General features: G+C 46.1%; 2 protein-coding genes. Both read right to left on the bottom strand.

Annotated elements, in window-relative coordinates:
- Nucleotides 1–640: 640 nt before the first annotated feature.
- A complete protein-coding gene (locus OB13_RS01110) occupies nucleotides 641–1015 on the bottom strand; it encodes a hypothetical protein (RefSeq protein ID WP_461488297.1) in 375 nt (124 codons plus the stop codon).
- Between the two features lie 108 nt (nucleotides 1016–1123).
- Nucleotides 1124–1723, bottom strand: a complete 600-nt coding sequence (locus tag OB13_RS01105) for a C40 family peptidase (protein WP_461488296.1) — start codon at nucleotides 1721–1723, stop codon at nucleotides 1124–1126.
- Between the last annotated feature and the right edge of the window lie 203 nt (nucleotides 1724–1926).

Genomic DNA, 1926 nt, shown 5'->3' with positions numbered 1-1926 from the left:
ATTAGTCAGTTGTTTAGTAAGATACGCAACGAAATATAGGAAAATTTATTCATTTATCAACTAGCAGAAGAATTCGGTCAGTTTTTTACTTTCAGACTGATCCTTTACGCTGTCCCAAGGCAAAATAGGAAAGCGTGCCGGATGCAGTGCAATTTAGGTTTGACTTTCAAGGTATTGATAACAAGCTGCTTAAGCGGAAACCCATTATGAGGATGCTGGACAGCTGTTATACCTGCCAGGAGCTCACAAAAAATGTTCTAAAATAAGCTGTAAACCTTGTGAACTTATCTGCGTTCTTTTATCTTTATACTATCAGTTAATGTAGCGAGTGCTACGGCTCTGTACCGGAAACCTATAGAATAACTGGTCAAAGGCACAGGGTTCATGTCGGACTAAAGAGAAAGGAGGTGCTATGTCTAATCCATCAGTCGTCTTAGTAAGCCTTGGTAATAGTGTTCACCTTAACAGTGAACTGGCTTAGTAAGCAGTAAGTATCTACTGCTTATGCAATAAATATTACCTTTGGTCTTCCGTGATGGTGCTTCTGTAAAACAGGGCGCCGCTTGTTAAGATTTGAAGGATTCTAAAGCGCTTGATGTATCTTGACGGGCTACATCAGGCGCTTTTTCTTTTTCCCCATTCACAAGTCTTCCTTGTAGATCGTATTGTTGCCTGTTCTCCTCTCCCGAACAAAGGTGGCTACATAAGACAACACCGCCAGAAAGCAGCTTAGCCCCATTACCAGCAATACGATATGTTGGCTGTCCCATTCAAAGGTGCCCGGGCTGATACGCAGGATCAGGGCAAATCCTGCCAGCAGGGTAAGTGCCGTGACCGTGTTGAAAACAAAACGATTGTGCTTGCGCAGGTGGTAGGTACAGGCCAGAAGCAGTATCCCGAAAGCAGGAGCTATCAGGGTGATGAGTGGTCTGGAAGGAACGAGTAAATAGCCGGCTATACCTGCTATTATGAGTACGAGGGCATTGATCGTGTTGATGATGTAAGGATGCACCATGTCTTCTGTTTTTAGGGAAGAAATACCGGACAGGCTTGTGTGCCCGTCCGGCTATATAGTGTATCTTACGTAGTGAGGTGGGAAATATGTTTGGATACGGGCTGCAGGTTATAGCACACGTCTGACATCCAGAAAGCGGTCGTCATAGCGGGTACCCTGTACTTTGCTGATCTTAACGCCCCCGTTCGAAGAGGAGTGCACAAACTCAATGGTATCGCCCGGGGTGGCAATCACAATGCCCACATGGCCGGGCTCCCGTACCTGCATGTCTGTACCTGTAAAGATGACCAGGTCACCAGGTTGCGCATCTTCTTTGGCTACCGGTACGCCGTCCAGCGCCTGTGTGGTGGAAGAGCGGCTAACCGGAACATCAAACTTTTCGAAAACATGGGAAGTAAATCCCGAACAGTCAAAACCATCTCTACTGGTACCGCCATATACATAAGGGCTTCCGATCAGCGTCAATGCATACGCTATTAGCGGCTCGGCAGAAACAGCTCCGGAAGCTTTGTACCAGCTTTTATCTTCTTTCGCTATTCTGCTCTTGCCTGTTTTTGCATCCGGTGCATGCAAGTTTTTTGTCAGGGTGACTGTCTGGTGTACAACCGGAAGGTCTTGAGCAGTTTCAGCAGTATAGTCTGGTTTAACTGCAAGAATGATTAGCAGCAGTAAAACAGGCGCGGCGAAGGCAAGGAATATCTTTTTCATAGGTATCTCGGGTCTTGGGTTCAGTACTCAACAAGTTATATGAGAATATCGTGCCAATCTGGCCAAAATGAGCTGGAAGAACAGTGATACTGGTTGGGAATGGAGCTAGCGGGGTAGCCCGCTGTAGTTTTTTTCACCCTTCGATTCAGCCTGTTTATCGGGAGAATAAAGCTATTCATCTAACTATAGGGTTCCCTGAACTT

This window comes from Pontibacter sp. HJ8 (assembly GCF_054824225.1).
The sequence above is the reverse complement of the archived record's forward strand: the minus strand, read 5'-3'. Positions and strand labels throughout refer to the sequence as shown.

Coding starts and splice junctions, on each gene's coding strand:
- OB13_RS01105 (WP_461488296.1), bottom strand. CDS start 1,723: ATGAAAAAGATATTCCTTGCCTTCGCCGCGCCTGTTTTACTGCTGCTA.
- OB13_RS01110 (WP_461488297.1), bottom strand. CDS start 1,015: ATGGTGCATCCTTACATCATCAACACGATCAATGCCCTCGTACTCATA.